2 protein-coding genes are annotated in these 2,016 nt (G+C 61.0%); both read right to left on the minus strand.

From position 1 onward, the window contains the following. Positions 1–283: 283 nt before the first annotated feature. Positions 284–1,288 carry a hypothetical protein gene (locus Q0349_RS08890; protein ID WP_298080509.1) on the minus strand — a complete coding sequence of 335 codons (1,005 nt, stop codon included), beginning with the start codon at positions 1,286–1,288 and terminating at the stop codon, positions 284–286. 78 nt (positions 1,289–1,366) lie between these two features. After that, positions 1,367–2,016 (minus strand): HAD family hydrolase (locus Q0349_RS08895; protein ID WP_298080511.1); only part of this gene is annotated, 650 nt, incomplete at its 5' end.

The following is a 2,016-nucleotide window of genomic DNA, read 5'->3' on the forward strand; positions in this document are numbered from 1 at the left end:
TGTAAACAACGTGTTTAGGTTAAAGTGTAAACAAGGTCTGTGTTCTACCGGGGTTACGCTCGGCACGCACGGTGTTTGCTCCTTCCCTTTATGGCAATCCACCAACACCGCACAGCCCGTAGGTTGGGTTAGGCGTAGCCCAACGTATCACCATGGTTTCTACAAACGTTGAGTTACGCTCGTCCCTCGCTAACCCAACCTATGAAACGGCGCGGTTAAAACGCGGTCGCTGCATGAAAAAACCGGGCATTGCCCGGCTTTTTTATGGGTGACTACTATGCAGTTAGTCGTACTGCATGTTGAATTTCGGCTGGTGATAGTCCGCGTTGAAACGGCTTTCCACTTTGTGCCAGCCGGTTTTGCCGTCGGCGGTTTGGAGCAGCAGCCAGTAAGGGGAATCTTTGGCGATGTAGCTGTAGTCGGGCGCTTCTCCTGCGCGGGCGAAGGGCTGGCGGAGCAGGATAAGGGTAACTTCGCTGCCCGGCGCGACTTCAGCGATGGTATTGCTGCCGTCAATGCGGTCGGTGAGCGGAAGCGGTTCGGCGCGGGTTTCGGCAAGGCCGTTTTCCTGGCGGTAACTGCGGCCTTGGTAAGTGCCGTGATAGCCGAGGGCGTAGAAGGGTTGCTTGATGTTTTGCGCTTCTTTTCCCTGGATGCGCCATTTGTCGCGCAGGCGGTAGGGGCGGTTGTCGCTGCTGTACACATAACCGTTGCCGGGGAGGGTCAGGTTGTCGGGAAGGCCGATGCGGGTGGCCTTTTTCGCCTGTTTTTTGGCTATCGGGGTGAAGGTGCAGGGCGGGGTGTTGACGTCGCCGTCGCAATAGATTTGGTAGCGCACGCCGCCGGGCTGGAGCGCGGTTTCAAGGGTAAGGGTCTCTTCGGACGGGTTATTGTGCGGTTTGCCTGCCAGTTGCGGATTGTAGTGGAGGGTGGCGGCATATTCGTCTTTCGCGGTTTCCAGGGGTGGGAAGGCTTCGCTGCCCGCGTCCGGATTTTCGCCTTTTTGCGCCCAGCCGGTGATGCCGTAGTCGGTGCGCACGAGGTGGTTGCCGTGGTCATCGGCAAGCAGAACGTGAACGCGGCTGTCTTTGGGCAGATAGCCGATGGCATCGCCGCCGCTGGGCTTGGCGGTCAGCGTCAGAGCAGTCGTGGCGGTAGTGTCTTTGCCGACATAAGCGAGCGGCACGCCGTCTGCCTGGGCGGGGATGCTATCGGCAAAGCTATCGGCGGCGGCGTAGGCGCTACCCGCCGCGAGGGCGAGGAGGAGGGCAAGGGTTTTGCGTGTCATGGTTTTTCCTGGTGTGGATAAAAGGGCGGCTATTTTAGCGGGAGTCAAGGCAACAGCAAACGCTGCAAGGCGGCGACCTCATCTACCAGCGCATCCGGCGCGGTGGCCGCCAGCGCGGGCTTTATCGTGTGCGCCCCAGGTGACGGCGCAGGTTTTGACGCCGGCGGCGTGTCCCATTTCGATGTCGGTGGTGGCATCGCCGATGTAGATAGCGGCGGCCGGGTCGCCGTTGAGTGCGGAGAGGGCAAGGCGGATGCCTTCGGGATGCGGTTTGTAGTGCTGCACTGTATCCGAGCCGATATAGACGTCAATCTGCGCGCTGATGCCGAGTTGTTCGCAGTTGGCACGCAAAATGGCAGATTTTTTGCTGCTGACGATGCCGGTCTGTCGCCCTTGTGCCTTGAGGGCGGCGAGCAGGGCGACAATGCCGGGGTAGAGGTGGATGTGGCTTTCTGAAGCTGTGGCGTAATGTTGGCGGAAGGTGGCGAGCAGCGCGGCAAAGGCGTCGTCGTCAAGGTCGGTCGCGCCGAGGGTGCGGAAGCAGCGCTCTATCGGGATGCCCATTTGTTGGACGATAGCGGCGTCTGCTGGCGCGGGCAGGTGATGGTCGCGGAAGGCTTGTCGGGTGGCGAGGATGGCGCATTGGGCGCTGTCGGCGAGGGTGCCGTCGAAAGGAGGGCGCGGGCGAAGGCGAGCACGGTGCGGTAGCGCCGGGACGGGTCCTTGTC

It is taken from the genome of uncultured Cardiobacterium sp., assembly GCF_938028185.1.
Taxonomy (GTDB): Bacteria; Pseudomonadota; Gammaproteobacteria; order Cardiobacteriales; family Cardiobacteriaceae; genus Cardiobacterium.

Coding starts and splice junctions, on each gene's coding strand:
- Q0349_RS08890 (WP_298080509.1), bottom strand. CDS start 1,288: ATGACACGCAAAACCCTTGCCCTCCTCCTCGCCCTCGCGGCGGGTAGC.